Origin of the sequence: Cytobacillus spartinae (assembly GCF_042865285.1) — a bacterium.
In the GTDB taxonomy this organism is placed as follows: domain Bacteria; phylum Bacillota; class Bacilli; order Bacillales; family Cytobacillaceae; genus Robertmurraya_A; species Robertmurraya_A spartinae.
Genome location: NZ_JBIACK010000004.1, coordinates 63,403 through 78,414, shown reverse-complemented (window position 1 = coordinate 78,414; position 15,012 = coordinate 63,403). Strand labels below are relative to the sequence as shown.

Below are 15,012 nucleotides of genomic sequence, written 5' to 3'. Positions count from 1 at the left end.
AACAGGTGGTGCTGTCTTGTTGAAGCCGGAATTGCGTGCCATTCATCTTTTTTCCCTATGTTTTATCGAGACGTTTTTACAGGTGCTCTCTTCATATACGATCAAAATCTCATGACGAAACTCGTATAGACTTTCTTTTTGTTAAGTCTTTTTCGATCATGCAAACGCGACGTTCACATGCGACATATATGGTAAAGGCTAGTGGAACCTGAGTATTTGAACCTCCGTCAAAGCACAGAACTTCAAAAACTCAAAACCTCCTCCACAAAAAATTCAAGCCTCCCCCTTTATGAAGACATTGCTAAAGAATCATAGAATGATAGACCCTTCGGAATCCGAGGGGCTTTTTTCTGATTTTATAAGTTCAAAGGATCTTAAGAATAAACAAAGAGCCTTTCATCTTAGAGATGGGCTCTTTCTCTGTTTTATAGTTGAATATCGGAATTAACATATGATAAGGTTATGATATAAGAATAATGGTTATACCTGATTGTCCACGGAGGTTGTGAATTTCTTTTTAGAATTTCGGCACCACTGGACGAGTTACAGGATTCGAAGTATGCGACAGAAGGTTGGGGTCGCATTCCGTGGAACCGCACAGTCTGAATTCTCAGGAGAGATTTCAGAGGCAACTTGCTCAAATTTTACCTATCTCCTTTTGCTTTTTCGTCTTTATGAATCTGTCTCACCAACAGATTCTTACATTGGCAAAAGGGGGCTTTGCAATGTGCCTAACACAATCAGGAACATCTTCACCTTCCAACATCGCTCTCCTAAAAGAGCGAATGAACATCCTTGACCTTGCGACAAGTCTTACCCTTCTTCGGAAATCGGGTCGTGCCTACAAAGGGTGCTGTCCATTTCACTCCGAAAAATCACCTTCGTTCTACGTCTGGCCACATAAGGGAACGTTCAAATGTTTCGGGTGTGGGGTCTATGGAAGTGCCATCGACCTCTATGCCAAGAGAAACGAACTAACCTTTCCAGAAGCCGTACGTGCGTTAGAAGAAGAGTTTGGGTTAGAATCCAAACCAATTCTAAAGAGCACCTATCCTCGTCTCAAACGACAAGATTTTCGTGACTTAGGGTTACGCCCGAATGACATGATGACCTTGTTTGATGAGGATCCGGAATCGTACTTTTTCCTTTTAAAAGGAAAACTTCGGGAACGTATCATGGTCTGGCAAAACCTCATGGCGACTAGCCCTGAAGGACCGATTCGAGAATCTTCAAAGAAATCGTACGATCGGTTCTACTCGTTGTGGCTAGAAGGCTATGTGAAAGAACGGGAAGTGTACTTTCAAAAAGTGGGGGTGGCGTCGTAATGGGTGCTATGGTAGGAGTTCGACCGCTTGATGTGACGGATTTTTCATCTGTTCAAATCGAAGAGAGATGTGATGAAGAAGCGTGGAGACAACTTCAAGCCTGGAAGGAGGAGTATCGACAGGGTGCTCTTTCTTCTATGGACAATCTTCATTCAGAATGAATGAAGAATCAATCTGAATTCGAAGTAATTCAGAAACCTCTTCGCACGACTTCCGGGTAAAGAGGAACGTTATGGCTGTTCCTCCTCTCTTTTATGCAACCTTTTTGGATCCCCAGAAACGGCTTCCGCCTTTTGGCTCCTCTACATTTCATACACATCTCCTTTTTGAATTTCTTTGTAGGAATTCAGATGACTCTTCCACGAAGTCTCTACCAAGATTTCGGAGATGAGTCTTATGGCGATCTCACCCATCGCTAAAACCACTTTTAAGGAGATGTTTGTAATGGAATTCAAAAGAGAAACTGCTAAAAAGGTTATGGAAGGTACGTTTGAAGGGGTTACTTTTGACATCATGAGTATTGAAACGGAGAGCGGTCGTATGATGTTTTACGCATTGGTGTATGATCTTGGTATCCGCACTTCGGTCCGATACTCTATTGGTGAGGCTGTGGATCGTGCGATTCACAATATCCAAAAAAACGTTGCGGCTTAATTCGCGATGATTTAGGATAGGAGACTTCTATTTGTCTCCCCCCTTATGCCCCATTTGTACAGGAAATCCTTGCCAAACCCTCTACCTCTGTGATACAAAGGAGTTGGAACATTTGTTCCGTGATTTTATCGGATAGACAAGAAAGCGGGAGGAATACATAATGAATAAAACAGACCTAATCAACGCGGTGGCGGAAGCAAGTGAATTATCAAAGAAAGATGCTGGTAAAGCAGTAGACGCGACATTTGATACGATTTTAAATGCACTAAAATCAGGGGACAATGTATCTTTATTAGGATTTGGAGCGTTTGAAGTACGTGAACGTGCGGCTCGTAAAGGCCGTAACCCACAAACGGGTGAAGAAATTGACATCGCTGCAAGCAAAATTCCAGCCTTCAAACCTGGCAAGAATTTGAAAGATAGTGTTAAAGTATAATCCTTTCCCCTCTCTTAGGAGAGGGATTTCTTTTGTGTTAATACATGAATATATTGATAAATAAAGAATATCGTGATAAAATACAAGAGTATTCACTATTTTTTCAGGAAAAGGAAGGGATCATCCATATGAATCAATTAGTATTAGCCGGTTACCTAGCGAAAGACCCAGAGTTAACGTATACGCCGAATGGCCATGCGAAATGCATCATCCGTTTAGCTGTGGACTCCGATGAAAAAGACGGAGACACAGGCGAGTACAAAACAGACTTCATTGATGTCATTGCTTGGCGCAAAGAAGCAGAAAACGCTGGAAACCATTTGCTGAAAGGCCGCTTCGTTGTGGTGGATGCGAAAGTAAAACCTCGTAGCTACGAAAACAGTGAAGGCAAGAGAGTCTATGTAACGGACATCGTCGCCAATCGGATTCAATATGGACCAAAACCCGCTCTACAGCAAGCCTAATTCTGAAATTCCATAGGAATTCAGATGGCACACCTCCTTTTTAGGAGGTTCTTTTTTTATGCGAATCTTTTATGAATCAAAAAAGAACCCTAGAAAGGAGGAAGTTCCTCTTGAAGAAACCCCCACTTTTTGAGATTCGACTTCTGAATGATTTGCCTCATGCGTTAAAACGGAGAGAGTTTGAGCTCTACTTTCAACCGCAGTTTGACGTTAGCACCCTCCATGTGACAGGAGCAGAAACCCTCATTCGCTGGAATCACCCACTTTTTGGCACGCTATCTCCTCAAGCCTTTCTCCCGCTTCTTGAATACCTACACCTGGATGAAGGGTTAGACGCATGGGTGTTAAAAGAAGCCTGTAAGCAGAACAAACAATGGCAACAAGCAGGACTCCCTCCGATTAAGATTGGGGTCAATGCCTACACGGAACGATTTGAACACCCGAATTGGTCGGATCTCGTGAAATCCGCCTTAGAGGAAAGTGAGTTAGACGGACAGTGGCTTGAAATTGAGATGACGGAACACTCGAAACTCACCTCGATTCATGAAGCCTATCGAACCATTCAAGCCTTGGATGACTTAGGGGTGCAAGTGGCGTTAGATGATTTTGGCACGGGACATGCATCTCTGTTCGCCTTAAAAGTACTGCCCTTTCACACCCTCAAACTCGATAAATCGTTTCTTCAAAACCTAGATGAGACAAAAGCCACCACGCTTGCCGAATCCGTGGTGCAAATGGCCAAACGGCTAAACTTAACGATGGTAGCGGAAGGGGTAGAAGAAGAAGACCAGCTCATCTTTCTCAAAACGCAAGGATGTCATCAAGCCCAAGGATACTATCTCGGAAAACCAATGAACCAAACCAGTTTTGCAACCTTCTTGAAACAGCAAAACGCCTAGAAGATTCTAGGCGTTTTTTTCGTGTTTTCCATGTAGAAAGATTTTCGTTTCCATCAGAATGCCATCCATCTGAATCGAGGCGAGAAGAAGTCCACGGTCGGTCATATGCCACTGGTCGATGGTTTCCATCAAGCCCATGGCTTTTCCTACTTCATAGGCAGGAAGAAGGATCGAAGGAGCGACCCCCATGACAAAAGGAGAAGTCGTTTCCACGGAATCTACTTCCTTTCCATCTGACAGGATGACGACGGGCTTCACCAGATTCGGGTCTCCAGGCTTCACCTCAAAGCGAAGGGCAAGATCCTGATACTCACATTCCGCACCATCTCGAATCTCCCGTAAATGATCCAAGAACTTCTTTTCCCACGGAATCGCACTCTTTCCATTTGGAATGGGATTCACGTGCAGGGCAAAGAGTTCGAGCGGATCGGGAACGGAAAAGTTCGGGAAGGCAGCAGGAACACCTGACACCACTAAACTCTCTTCAGGGCTCTTCATGAATCCAAGCCCATGCTCCACTTCCAGTCTCCATCCTTCTGTAAAGAGGGAAAGTCCTTTTTGAAACACATCTAAGACGGGTTTCTCCAGAAAGAACGAACTCTCACGACTAGGTTGGTAGAGGGCATGTTGTACGAGATGAACCCCGTTACACGCAGACAAGGTGACCCCTTCAGAAGAAGTCTTGACCATGATCTGATTCACCCACGGCATCATGAGGTCTTTCTTACCGAACATCGGAAGAGGTTTTAGCAAGGAGCCCCATTTTTTTCCGTTGATTTCCTCTTGGGTGAGCGTTCCTGAGAGTACCGGATACGGCTCTTTTTTCTCGACTTCCATCTCAAAGGCTTCTTGGGAAAGAGACACTCCCTTAAAGAGAACAGGGTCTTTCGCCTTGGTTTTCCCTAACGCTTTTTTGAGACTACTCAGCGAGAGATGAAGAGGAGAAGAGAGAGGTTCCAAAACCGGTACAATCAATCGTAAGGTAAGATGAGGTGCCGTCACAACCATCCGAATCTGAGCATCATCTAAAGGGTACAACGACACACATGGGTCTTCTTTTTGCCCGGTAATGAGTTCGAGTGGTTTCAACACGTGCATTTTTGAGAATTTCAAGCGAACGCCTCCTTAAATCTGAATTCTTTGAAGAAGATTTCAGACATCTGCATTTTCGTACGAAAATGTCAGAATTATGATGGTTTTTTCTTTAGCAGCTCGTCAATCATCTGACTGGCTTCTTTTTTGGATAGTTGAAGGATGTTCGGGCATTCTTGCTTGTGTGTTTTTAATAGTCGTTGAAGATACTTAAATTGTGGCTCGGTAATGCCTCCAGATGAAGGGATGTAGACTGTTGGCGTTTTGGGATTTGTCTTTAAGACCGGGGCTTCCGTTAATTCGCAGCGAGCGGCTTGGTCAAAGTACGTGTTCACATACTCGTGAAGATGACTTATGACTTGAAAGCCTTTTGCTCCGTTTAACAGAAGTTCGATTTCAGGTGGATGTTTGAAATCCTGCAAGTAGCACGTGGCGAGCTCTTCACTCGTTAAGGCTTCTTGGTAATCCGGATTTTCATTCGCCACCCACTTCAAGAAACTTTGAAGCCGGGTAATGAGAGTGGTTTTTTCATCATCATGTAAAAACGAAAACCAATCCATATGAATTCCTCCTTCCATTCCGAATTTCGAAGACGAAAAACGGAAATACATCGTATATCGGGTGGTCATACTTTTAGTATAACACACGGTTTATTCTATAACCATTCCGATATTCTTAAACATAAAAGAAGGAGGACCGAATCCTCCTAAGAAGTGTATTACTCATCATCAAACGAGAGCATGCCCGTTAGCAAGTTTTGGTGGTAATCAGACGCTTGATCAAATCCTTCTGACTCTTCTTCAACAGGAAGGGTGAGTTCCCCAGATGGAGGGCTTTGGAATCCAGTCAATCCCAGCAAATAGGAGCCGAGCATCTGTTGAGTCATTGGATCCGCAAACCACATTTCCTCTTCTTTCGTGAGCGTTCGTGGAAGAGGGATGGTGATCACGGTTTGTTCACATTCTTCCCTGTGTAAGGCTTGTAGCCCTTTGACTAACACGACCGAAAGCAACCCTTCATGATGTTTGTCATTCAGCCACGAAAGAATTGTGGGGGAGAGAGAGACGGGAAGACGGAATGAAACGAGTCCTCCCGATTGCAAGTCCTTTTTCATGGGAATCCCTCTCTATCCTCGTTTTTTCTGATTCAAGTAGAGACGAAGAATCTTGAAGTAGGCTTTTGATACCATCCAGATGCTATCTTCAGCCTCGACAAAGCGAAGCGGGAAGTCGTCTCCCTCACGGTTCAACTGCTCTAAGTACGGGCGTAAAATCGCACTTCCTCCGCCAATCAAGAACGCAAAGCGAATGCGACCTTCTTTTGCCCAGATTTGTTGCAGCAAGTGATACTCTCGCTTCGCTAAACGCATCAAGATTTCATCGGCAATGTGCTGAATGCTCGTTTTCTTGCCCTTTACGTAGATGTAGCCCTTTTCAGACGCAAGCGGATTCGTTAAGACCTCCACCACTTCTCGGCGGCTCTTGAACATGTAGCGATATTCTTTTTCCACTCGCTTCATGATCTCATCGAGTGATGGGGAAACGCCTTCTCGCATGCCTTCTGAGTTCACGTTATCAACCGAGCCATTGGCATGAATGATGGCGGCATCCGTAGAAAGCCCTCCAATGTCATCAATCAACAGGGTCACACCCGTTAAATTCTCGTTTTTGACCTTTCCGTGGTCATCGAGTGTGAGTTCAAAGACGGCAGCATGACCTTCTGTATTGACCAACACATCTTCAAATGAGAGGATGACTCGAACTCCGCTTGCTTCTGGTGTATCTTTAAACGTCACCACATGGGTAAATCCTGCGATTTTCTCTTTAAAGGCCTTTTTCTTTCCTTTTTGAGTCGCTTCTTGGAGAGGAAGACCGGTTGATAGGTAGTATTTGGCTTTCACTTCTCCGTTTTGATTGGGGAAATGTTTTAACGCATCGACCGCTAAAGTGGTGAGTAAAAGCACGAGAGGTTGGTCGTGAGAAGATTTGTCGCTATCTTGGGTTAATTCGTGGTTGTTTTGATACTGCATGGCTAAGTTTCCAACGGCACACGTCGTTGATCCTTTAGACAAAGCACGAGATTCAATCTCGACATGAAGACCATCAAGCAAGTTTCGCTCCAGCTCCACGTAGTCACGGGTATCCCCGATTTCTGCCACGACATTCGGGATGTAGTAGTGATGTTCTCCTGCATACCCTTTCATGGCGTCGTTTCCAATGTCAGCCGAAAACAATCGAATGTTTTGATGAGACATGTTCATCCTCCTTATGAATGAAAAAAGTACCCTACGTCTACATGAGGTGTACGTTTTAGCGGAACACGTATACGTTTCGTAGACGAAGAGCGATAAAAAAAGAACCTCTACCCTCATTTTACAAGAATTATAGGAGGAATACAAGGATTATAACTGAATAAAGGAATGTAACATGAAGTCAAAATCGTCTGTTCCTCTTAGACCTAACCTACAAAATCAAGAGAAAAACGGACCAAAAGGGGAAGAAAAGGGGAGAAAACAAGGGACAATCCCTCGCTACGGGCTCCCATCAAGGGACAATCGCGCTAAACGGTTCTAAAGAAATCTGGATAAGAGGGAAAGAGAAGGGAAGAGCGGGAATGAGGGGCGAATTTCATAGAGTTTCCTGCTGGTTTCAGGGATTTTCCTCGGATTTTCTTTTGTTCTTGAGTAGATTGACTGTAAGGAAGATACGATTCTAGGGATGCTTATTCTTTCCATTCATCGAGGCACCGTGCTAGAATTAGAGAAATAAATGGTGTGCCGCACACCATAGGCGTAGGAGGGAGAACATGCCTCGGATTACAGGAACGGATGAAGTTAGTCTACAAGCCATGGAAGATTTAAAGAATGGACTTCGGGTGAAAGAATTGCCGGAGCGATACGATCTTTCCCTTGATCAAGCCAAGCGACTTTCTCGTTATGCGAGATTGCTAGAAGAGGGAAAAGGGTTTCTATCCCCTAGAGCCTTATGCGGATTACAGGAACTTGGGATGCACGCACTCGTGCTGCATCCATTATTTGAACGGCGAGATGGATTTGCCTTAGAAGACATCCTCACGAATCTTCCCCCAGAGATCAAACGAAGGGATGTCGCTTTGCTCCTTGAAGCCGTGGAGGAAAAAAGGAATCGTATCCTGGTGTTTCAAGAAAAGGTACATACTCGTTTCGAAAACTTGAAGAAAAACGAAGAAATGGTGCAAAAAACGGAGCATCTCCTCAAAGAACAACGAAAAGACATGAGAAAACAAGTGAAAGCCTTAAAAGGATACGAACCAGAGGTACAGGATTTTCTTCTTCAGCATCTCGGCACAACTCCAAATGGAACGCTTTGTTTAGCGAAACGTCTCGACTATCGGTGGCAGAAACGATTAATTGAAAAAAGGGTACTGGAGTGGATCGGTCCCCCGAAAGATGGGTTTGAGTCTTATTTCCCTACAGGAAAAAAGATATTTAGTGGAAAGTGGGAGTGGGAGCATCAAGCCTCTCCTGAAGAAAAAGAAAACAGTTATGTGTTTCGCGTGAACGACCTAAACTCTCTTGCTGAAGACCTTCCTCGTCGTTGGAAGCGAGGCTGGGATACCGCATGGAATTACGAAAAAGAACAAAAACGGGAGGATAATCCGTATGTCGAGGTGTATGTCCCAGAAGACCCGACGTATGACAACCCCCGCATCACACCACTTGCGAGTGATATAAAAGAGAAAGAACGAGAGTTACAAGAAGAAAAACGGAGGATTCAAGTGGAGATGACCTCTCTTGAAAGTGAATTAAACGCTTTAAAGAATACACCCGCTCTTACGTACTTAGAGCAAGTCACGGTGCGAAACACGTTTAGCCAAAAAGACCAAGCCTCTCATGCCTTTTTACAGCAACAAGCGATGAGGTATTTGCTGCATGAAGGATATGTGGTGATGGAGGAAGTCACTCTCCCAAATGGAAGGCGAGTGGATGTGGCTGGGATTAATGAAGAAGGAGAAATTGTCTTTATTGAAGTCAAACACACGAAAGTCGACTTTGACCGTGATCAGAAATGGGAAGGCTATCTCCCGTACTGCGATACCTTTTACTTTTTCCTTCGAGATGGAGAGGGAGTAAGGTGGAGCAATGAGAGAAGAACGCATATCGAAAAAAAAGGGGAAGCAGGGCTTCTCTTGTTTACCGGAAATCGAGTCGAAAAACAAGCGGATTGCCTCCTTCAAGGAGGAGAGAAGAAAGAACCTTCGTTTTTATTTTCTCTTGCGAAGGGGTTGTCGAAGAAGTGGGTATTCGGGTTTTGACGTTTTGGTTTTACGGGTATCGACGGTTTACACGAGAAAGGAAACCTTTCGTTCTTGGTTCACTCTCTCGGGCTCTTTGAAGCGTTTCGCCCTATCCGCCTCTGGCCACCTTTCCGAGCGGAGGGCTGAGAACAGAGTGAGCCCTGCCCTGCATGCTTGAAAACAGAGATTTCAAGAGTAATAGGACAAGACACGGCACAACTTTCCTCGCTGGATGGGAGGTCACGTCGTCTCGCTTCGGGATGGTCTTTTGTTTAAGAAGAAAAAACAAAAGAATTGTTCAGGAACCTGCGTTGCCAACCGGTTTCTCACCGCCATCCCGTCTGCCTCGGTATATCTGAAATTCGAACGAAATTCAGAAACCGACAGGGACGGGCATGTAGCAAAAGGAAGGGGCTAATTTCCATTTGCCTCTGAAAGGTCCACATGCTCCTATAACGAGCGACCACCTCGACTCCATCGGCCTTTGAATAGTCACCTATTCGTATGGGGAGCATACCTACCATCGCCATGTTCGGTGGGCAGCATCCTCCGTCGAGACTGTTTTTAAAGTGTTCTCCAGAACCACTAGGAAAAACCTTGTTAACCGGGTTAACGTCTTTTATAAAAAGCAAAAAGAGTTAACCAAGGCACAAAGAAGAAGGGATTCCCAACCTTCTTCGTATGAAGTTGTGAAAGAGAAAGTTTAATAAAGAAGAGGAGAGCCAACCATGAGCATCAAAGTGATTCCATTTTACGACCACTACCCCGAATCTCGATTAAACTCGGTGTATTTTACCGAACGAGAGAGTTTGGTATTAAAAGAGATTTATGAGAAATGGGGAATAGGGACGTATCAGATTCATAATCGAATAGAAGTGGATCCAGAAGGAAAAAGTTTAAAAGACCCGCTTGGTTTTACCAAGAATGAAGAATTATTGTTTTCGGAAGAGGACATCTTGTATCTGAAGAAGATGCTAGAAGAGAGTGATTACCAGAAGAAAAAGAAACAGAAGATCACTCTTTTGAATGAGTTTGAGGGAGTGATATTTGAAACGCCAAGAAACATTCGGATTCAACAAGACTCGAAACTCGAAACAGCGATTGGTGTTTTTCATCATCTCAATCCTGATTATGTTCTTTATGAGATCGTCGAGTTTATGACGCAGTTTCGCCCCATGATGAAAGATTCCATCTTAGGGTTTCGAGCGGGTTTCCCTATTGGACATCCGAATGCCTTTTAACCTGTAAGAGAGTCCTTTAGACTCTCTTTTTTTTCACATTTGCTTTCTATCATACTTCAAACTGAATATGAATATCAACTCCTTGAATGAATATCTTGATAAAATGGTTTTGACCTCCTATACTGAGGGAAAGGAGGTGATTGCCTTGAAAACCCTTGCCCCATTGCTATGTGTGGCCCTTCTCTTTGGCACTACTCACGTCTTTGCTGCCCCATCCAACCACCCGAACCAGCCAGAATCCGGTGAAACGTATGTAGCAGAAAAAGAGAAAAAAGAAGCCACCTATCACATCAATGGAAACTCGTTTACCGGGAAAGAAACTCTCACCTTTAAAGGAAGAGAGTACGTGGTGGAGGTGAAAGGAACACTTGAGGGTAAAACCGCAGACGGAACCTTCCACATTAAAGATGAAGAACGTCGCCTTCAAGCGTCAGGAAGTTTTGCACACACTCCCTTCATCGTGAACCAAGATACCGGGGAGATTCGTGTAAGCCCACTGAAACAAGTGAAACAAATCCTAAGTGACGACTCGAATTTCACGCCCATTCCCGAAAATACATGTTCTCGCTGTTTTACAGGTCCAGATGGAACGACTTGGGTACGTTTTGTCTTTGGAACGATTGTCATTGAAGTGCCATTGTCTGCCCTATCTCCTGCCACCGTCGGTCAACTCATCAATTCGTAATTCCTGTGTAAGGTATCCGAATTCTGAACAGATTTCGGATGAAACCCCTTTGTTGGTATGAAAAGGGGGTTATGTTTCAGTCTGAATAGATTGAATATAAATGAATAAAGGAATATAATAGAGATAACCGCCAAGCGGAAACCTCCGAAAGGGATGATGGTTTTGGTCAAACAGACGAAAACGTATTACCTCGATACGAATGTACTCATCCACGACCCTGAAAGCCCCCTAGCGTTTGAAGAACATGATGTGGTCATTGTCGCACCAGTCTATGAAGAATTAGAACGAAAAAAGAGTGATAAAGGACCGGTTGCCTATGCCTGTCAAGAAGTGTTCACCCTCTTAGAACATCTCTTACAAACCCAGCCTGTTTCCATTGAAGAGCGAGAAGGGGGGCATATATGGACCATCATCACGCTACCGGAACATGGACGTCTTCTTCTTCACTACCATCCCCAAGAACGACTGGCTTACGCTGATGAGTACCTCTTACATGAAATCAAACAATCCAAAGGCATTCTCGTTTCTAAAGACAAATCCTTACGTGTCAACTTGATGCGAATTGGTCTTCAAGATCATGTAGAAGATTACAAGAAAGACCGCGTGTTGAATCTCTATAAAGGCTATCAAGAAATCTTGGTTTCCCAAGACCTCATCAACATCTTCTACAAACAAAAATCCCTTCCTCTGGAGTGTTTAGGTGATTTTGCCCCAAAAGAACTGTATCCTCACCAATTCATCCAATTCACGAATGAATGCAACGAGAAGCATACGGCTCTTGCGACCCTCCAAAATGGGGTTTTCCTCCCGCTTCATGAGATCCCTCCGATGAAAATTAAACCTCGAAGCCGTGAACAGCAAATGGCGATGAGCATGTTCGCTGATAACTCGATTCCACTTGTGACCATCACCGGAGATCCGGGAACAGGGAAAACGTTGCTCGCCATGTCGATTGGAAAATGGGCGGTTCAAGCAGGGATTTACAAGCATATGATTCTTCTTCGCCCGATTGTTGGAGAGGGGCTTGGTGCTTTACCTGGTGAAAAGAATGAAAAACTTCGACCGTGGATGGCTCCATTTGTCGATAACCTACGACCTATCTACTTAGAACCGGGTCAATTTGCCTCTCCCGATGATTTGCTAGAACGGTTCATGTCTGAGATTTCAGTGGAGATGGAAGCCCTCTGTTACGTACGTGGTCGTACGTGGGAAGATACGCTCATCATTGTCGATGAAGCCCAAAACTTAACGCCTCATCAAGCAAAAGCCTTAACGTCTCGCGTGGGAACGGGAAGCAAGATGATTCTAGCGGGAGACCCAACCAACAACCAAATTGACAACAAGTACCTCACTCCAACGACGAATGGCTTGGTATACGTGGTAGACCGAATGAAAATGAGTCAACAGACTGCTCATTTGCATATTCAAAACATCGAGCGATCGCCATTGGTGAAAGATGTGGTGAAGATGCTTTAAGGAAATGATAGAAAGGAGGAAACGCATGAAAACAAGAATGTTAGGAACGGCAGCAGGACTCTTTGCTGCCTCCCTTCTCTTAGGGGGATGTGAAGATGCTCTCCGGTACGGGGAGCAGATCAACTCGCAAAATGTCTTAGATGCGTCTCGTCAAAATGACGCCATTGTAGCAGACATTGTGAAAAACGGAAACGCCATTCAAGCCTTGCTCTTTACCTCAGATGCCAATACGTTTAACCGGACCAAACTCGATGGGCTCTTAACCTCCGAGATGGACCGAACCCAAGAAGCCATCCTGAAACTCGAGAACTACCGTCAACCTGATTCGTTACAAGACGAAACGCTTCAAACGTTCAATGCGCTAGTGAACTACAAATCGGCTCTCATGTTCTTGCGAGAGAAATTCAAATCAGGGGAGTCGTATGCGGAAGAAGAAAAGCAATACATTGCGGCTCTTGCTGAACTAACGGCTGCTCACTATTCGAAACCGTAACACGCTTCTTAACCCCATCTCGTAGATTCGTCACAAAATGTCCTTTCTCCTTTTGCCTAAAAGGAGAAAGTTTATGATTGCATATTTTGAGAATATCGGTATAAAATAAGAATAGACACATCTTTACATATACGATAATAGGAGGCGTTTCAATGAATGCAGCAGTAGCTCTTCCCCTTCATTCTACTAAAACAACGAACCCCCAAGTGAAAACACGTAAGCGACGAAAGGCAACTCCTACCGTAAAAACACTCATTGAATTAGGATGGGTGTCAGCATCCGTCGATGGAGAGGTGTTGTTTTTAAAACATGTCATGAAAGAAGAGTCAAAAGGGAGAACCGTGTTACAAATTCTCTCTAGCCCCACTTGTGGAACCGCTCTTTACAGCATGAAGCCAAGCGAACTTCTCATCCGAGAAGTATGTGTCGGCTCCCTTCACAATCGTATGCTAAAACTTACTTGCGACGAAGTAGATGTGGTTGAATACAGTGGAAATCTCGGCATTTCTGTTGAAGAAATCGGTCGTGCCGTCTTTTTGGACACGCTGCTTGAAAGAGGGTATATCACCCCAGATGAACTGAAGTATTTCTCCTTAAACGAACATGAGAGAGAAACCCTCATGAACGAATGTCCTCACATTTTGTTTGAAGTCTTGTAACCTCAAAGGTTTCTTTGAGGTTCTTATGCCGGAGTTTTGAAGCGTTCCTCTTTCTTAAAAACATTCCTTTAGGAATATTTTTTGATGTTTTGAAGGTGTTTTGGACGCAAAACGGAATTTAACAACGTAAAACAGTTGAAATCAAAGAATAAAAGCACTATAATGTGAATAAGTGAATAAAATAATACCTAAAACGGGTAAGATGTAGAGACCATCCGTTTAGGAGGTTTCTGATATTCAGAAAGAGATGAAACTAAGAGAAAATCAATAGTAGGGAGGAGATTCATGATGGCAAGAAGTTGGGGAGTATCCTTTAACAAAATGCTCAAAATGACCCCAGGTGAATTACATCAAGTGGATCCAAAACACTTTCAATACATTCGTGCAAAAGACGTAGCAGAATTTCCAGATGAGTTATTATTCGCTTTGCATCCAGAACAAGTTAAGATGCTAAAGCCAATTTCGTTCTCGGAGGTAGAGCCGAAAAAACTTCATCACTTGCTTACGAAGTTGACGGAGCTCGTGCCAGACGAAGAAGATGAGGTTATCGTAACAGACGAAGAAGGCAAAGAGAAGAAACAGTTTGGCGCAAAAGAAACGATTCGCCGCGCAATTAAGAAAGCAGAAGAAGTACAAGCCAAGAAACGAGAACTCGAAGAACTCCGCAGTTTACGTGACGAGGATGCCTTAATTGGGGAAACGAATTTCATGAATGCCCATTATGTTGCAGCGAAATTAGACATCACGCTGCGTTTTATGTACAACTTGGCCGATGCGGGTGAGTTTGAAATGCTCAACATGTACAACAAACTCGTGGTAGAGAAACACTCATTTCTGGATTACCTAAACCGTTCTCGTGTAGCCGGTTCAAAATTAGATGAAAAAGGAAAGCCACTCTATAAGACGATTACGGATCCTGACACGAAAGAAGTCGCCGTGATGGAAGCACCGGATGAAAGAGGCGTCATGAAACCGGTTTATGAAGCGGTCGAGTTAGAACCGATTACAGAGATTCCAACTCTTTATGCTGCGGAAGTATTCGCCAAAGAAATTGGCGTGGACCACCGCACCTTTATTCGCAATTGCAATGCAGGATTCTATGATTATTACAAACTAGGGGCAACCTACAAGATGTCAAAAGAAGATTTCCATGCTTGCATCCAACGCAATTACGAGGCTCAAACGAAAGCAAGTACAGGTCGTAAGCCACAACGATTGAAATACCAAGGTTAAAATCTTTTTTTCCTTTAGAAAAAAAGAATCTCTTATACGAATTCCCTTTATGTTTTTCTTTTTCTTATTATGTGAGGTGT

Annotated in this window: 17 protein-coding genes; 13 read left to right on the top strand and 4 right to left on the bottom strand. The window is 43.9% G+C overall.

Translation table 11 applies throughout. From position 1 onward, the window contains the following. The first annotated feature begins 725 nt into the window (after nucleotides 1-725). The 6 genes from ACFYKX_RS10210 (at nucleotide 726) to ACFYKX_RS10185 (ending at nucleotide 3,778) form a co-directional block, all read left to right on the top strand. On the top strand, nucleotides 726-1,325 hold the full coding sequence (locus tag ACFYKX_RS10210) for a CHC2 zinc finger domain-containing protein (RefSeq protein WP_389360716.1): 600 nt from the start codon (nucleotides 726-728) through the stop codon (nucleotides 1,323-1,325). Further along, nucleotides 1,325-1,486: a hypothetical protein gene (locus ACFYKX_RS10205; protein ID WP_389360714.1), complete on the top strand. Its 162-nt coding sequence runs from the start codon at nucleotides 1,325-1,327 to the stop codon at nucleotides 1,484-1,486. The genes ACFYKX_RS10210 and ACFYKX_RS10205 overlap by 1 nt, the downstream gene beginning before the upstream one ends. Nucleotides 1,487-1,721: 235 nt before the next feature. Continuing rightward, on the top strand, nucleotides 1,722-1,979 hold the full coding sequence (locus ACFYKX_RS10200) for a hypothetical protein (protein ID WP_389360712.1): 258 nt from the start codon (nucleotides 1,722-1,724) through the stop codon (nucleotides 1,977-1,979). Between the two features lie 160 nt (nucleotides 1,980-2,139). Continuing rightward, the gene (locus ACFYKX_RS10195) at nucleotides 2,140-2,415 is read left to right on the top strand and encodes an HU family DNA-binding protein (RefSeq protein WP_389360710.1); all 276 of its coding nucleotides are present in this window, start codon (nucleotides 2,140-2,142) and stop codon (nucleotides 2,413-2,415) included. A gap of 44 nt (nucleotides 2,416-2,459) precedes the next feature. After that, nucleotides 2,460-2,879, top strand: a complete 420-nt coding sequence (locus ACFYKX_RS10190; protein ID WP_389360708.1) for a single-stranded DNA-binding protein — start codon at nucleotides 2,460-2,462, stop codon at nucleotides 2,877-2,879. Between the two features lie 110 nt (nucleotides 2,880-2,989). Next, the gene (locus tag ACFYKX_RS10185) at nucleotides 2,990-3,778 is read left to right on the top strand and encodes a putative bifunctional diguanylate cyclase/phosphodiesterase (RefSeq protein ID WP_389360706.1); all 789 of its coding nucleotides are present in this window, start codon (nucleotides 2,990-2,992) and stop codon (nucleotides 3,776-3,778) included. 6 nt (nucleotides 3,779-3,784) lie between these two features. Here ACFYKX_RS10185 and ACFYKX_RS10180 read toward each other — a convergent pair whose 3' ends face one another. The 4 genes from ACFYKX_RS10180 to ACFYKX_RS10165 all read right to left on the bottom strand — a co-directional run bounded on the left by ACFYKX_RS10180 (nucleotide 3,785) and on the right by ACFYKX_RS10165 (nucleotide 7,124). Next, nucleotides 3,785-4,891, bottom strand: coding sequence for a hypothetical protein (locus tag ACFYKX_RS10180; protein ID WP_389360704.1), 1,107 nt, complete (start codon nucleotides 4,889-4,891; stop codon nucleotides 3,785-3,787). Nucleotides 4,892-4,965: 74 nt separating this feature from the next. Beyond that, complete coding sequence (locus tag ACFYKX_RS10175) at nucleotides 4,966-5,430, bottom strand: hypothetical protein (RefSeq protein ID WP_389360702.1); 465 nt, start codon at nucleotides 5,428-5,430, stop codon at nucleotides 4,966-4,968. Nucleotides 5,431-5,588: 158 nt separating this feature from the next. Further along, the gene (locus tag ACFYKX_RS10170) at nucleotides 5,589-5,870 is read right to left on the bottom strand and encodes a hypothetical protein (RefSeq protein ID WP_389360700.1); all 282 of its coding nucleotides are present in this window, start codon (nucleotides 5,868-5,870) and stop codon (nucleotides 5,589-5,591) included. Nucleotides 5,871-5,996: 126 nt separating this feature from the next. Continuing rightward, on the bottom strand, nucleotides 5,997-7,124 hold the full coding sequence (locus ACFYKX_RS10165; RefSeq protein ID WP_389360698.1) for an Alp7A family actin-like protein: 1,128 nt from the start codon (nucleotides 7,122-7,124) through the stop codon (nucleotides 5,997-5,999). Nucleotides 7,125-7,675: 551 nt separating this feature from the next. Here ACFYKX_RS10165 and ACFYKX_RS10160 point away from each other — a divergent pair. From ACFYKX_RS10160 to ACFYKX_RS10130, 7 genes are all read left to right on the top strand, one after another. Then, nucleotides 7,676-9,163 carry an MmcB family DNA repair protein gene (locus ACFYKX_RS10160; protein ID WP_389360696.1) on the top strand — a complete coding sequence of 496 codons (1,488 nt, stop codon included), beginning with the start codon at nucleotides 7,676-7,678 and terminating at the stop codon, nucleotides 9,161-9,163. Between the two features lie 710 nt (nucleotides 9,164-9,873). After that, entirely contained in the window at nucleotides 9,874-10,386 is a 513-nt protein-coding gene (locus ACFYKX_RS10155) for a hypothetical protein (protein WP_389360694.1), read from the top strand. Nucleotides 10,387-10,531: 145 nt separating this feature from the next. Continuing rightward, nucleotides 10,532-11,071: a hypothetical protein gene (locus tag ACFYKX_RS10150; RefSeq protein ID WP_389360692.1), complete on the top strand. Its 540-nt coding sequence runs from the start codon at nucleotides 10,532-10,534 to the stop codon at nucleotides 11,069-11,071. A gap of 162 nt (nucleotides 11,072-11,233) precedes the next feature. Then, entirely contained in the window at nucleotides 11,234-12,547 is a 1,314-nt protein-coding gene (locus tag ACFYKX_RS10145) for a PhoH family protein (protein ID WP_389360690.1), read from the top strand. Nucleotides 12,548-12,551: 4 nt separating this feature from the next. Further along, nucleotides 12,552-13,040, top strand: a complete 489-nt coding sequence (locus ACFYKX_RS10140) for a hypothetical protein (RefSeq protein ID WP_389360688.1) — start codon at nucleotides 12,552-12,554, stop codon at nucleotides 13,038-13,040. A 152-nt stretch (nucleotides 13,041-13,192) separates the two neighbouring features. After that, the gene (locus ACFYKX_RS10135) at nucleotides 13,193-13,699 is read left to right on the top strand and encodes a hypothetical protein (protein ID WP_389360686.1); all 507 of its coding nucleotides are present in this window, start codon (nucleotides 13,193-13,195) and stop codon (nucleotides 13,697-13,699) included. A 285-nt stretch (nucleotides 13,700-13,984) separates the two neighbouring features. Further along, nucleotides 13,985-14,932, top strand: a complete 948-nt coding sequence (locus ACFYKX_RS10130; protein ID WP_389360684.1) for a hypothetical protein — start codon at nucleotides 13,985-13,987, stop codon at nucleotides 14,930-14,932. Nucleotides 14,933-15,012: the final 80 nt, after the last annotated feature.